The 1,299-nt window shown below is 42.4% G+C and carries 1 protein-coding gene; it reads left to right on the forward strand.

What is annotated here, in order from left to right; all coding sequences use genetic code 11:
• Window positions 1-80: 80 nt before the first annotated feature.
• Complete coding sequence (locus tag IQ211_RS19315) at window positions 81-1,274, forward strand: IS4 family transposase (protein WP_189761394.1); 1,194 nt, start codon at window positions 81-83, stop codon at window positions 1,272-1,274.
• The last annotated feature ends 25 nt before the right edge of the window (window positions 1,275-1,299 follow it).

The following is a 1,299-nucleotide window of genomic DNA, read 5'->3' on the forward strand; positions in this document are numbered from 1 at the left end:
CTGAGGAATCCCCAGAAAATAGACAAGCATAGCGTTGTGTGATCTACTGATTGTTCCACCAAGTCAATAGGGTCACTGCTATGCCTGCACGTCAAGTATGCCATAACTTCTTCAAAGATGCCTTAGCGCCGTTTCATCAATATCGTCAGAACGCATTAATCGATGCCACTACCGCTTTAATTAATGGGGCTTCTCTGACGTTAACCAGTATAGGACGTTTTTTGCCCGGAAAGGCTCACGTCAAACATAAAATTAAACGCGTTGACCGATTACTCGGTAATGAAGCACTCCATAGAGATATTCCTGATATTTTTCGTCACATTATCGCCATGCTGACTGAACCGCTATCACTGTGTGTGATTGCTGTTGATTGGAGTGGATATCCATCACAAGAACATCATGTACTGCGCGCGAGTTTGATTTGTGATGGACGCTCAATCCCTTTGTTAAGTCAAATAGTTCCGTCATGCGAGCAACAAAATTCAAAGATACAGAAGGTGTTTCTTGACAGTTTAGCGCAAGCCGTTAACCCTAAAGCCAGAGTCCTTATTATCACCGATGCCGGTTTTCAAAATGCCTGGTTTAAGCATATAAAAACACTCGGTTGGGATTTTGTCGGACGCATTCGGGGAAATACGCAATTAAGGCTTGAGAAATACGGTGAGCTTTGGTTTAAACGACAAGCGTTAAAAGCCACGGAAACCCCCCAATTTTTGGGCATGGGGACATTATCAAAAGCAAAATATGCACGTTGTGATGGTTTCTTCTATCTCCATAAGAGACCCAATAAAGGTAGAAAATTTAAAAAGTCACGCTACCGAATGGAACGAATGTCGCAGGTGAAAGATGGACGTTCGTCAGCCAAAGAACCCTGGCTAATTTTTACCAGCATGGATGATTTTAAACCTCGGCAGGTCATGAAATTATACAGCCGAAGAATGCAAATAGAGCAAAATTTTAGAGATGAAAAGAGCGAGCGTTTTGGATTTGGACTCAGGGCGAGTTATAGCCAAGGCGCTGGTCGTTTATCCGTATTGAGCCTGCTTGCTACACTCAGCTCAATTGTCCTTTGGCTGATTGGATTTTATGCTGAAAACCAAGGGTTACACCTCCATTATCAGGCAAATAGTCTCAAATCAAGAAGGGTCATCTCTTACCTGACATTAGCGGAGAATGTATTACGCCATTCCCCGCTAATATTATTTGAAATAGTTCTTAATCAACTCCTCAAATACCTCGCCAAAATCTACCAAAATATGGTTTTGATTTATTAGCACCGTTTTGTGGGGATCCCTCAGC

Source organism: Xenorhabdus griffiniae, from assembly GCF_015163655.1.
GTDB lineage: Bacteria > Pseudomonadota > Gammaproteobacteria > Enterobacterales > Enterobacteriaceae > Xenorhabdus > Xenorhabdus griffiniae.

Coding starts and splice junctions, on each gene's coding strand:
- IQ211_RS19315 (WP_189761394.1), top strand. CDS start 81: ATGCCTGCACGTCAAGTATGCCATAACTTCTTCAAAGATGCCTTAGCG.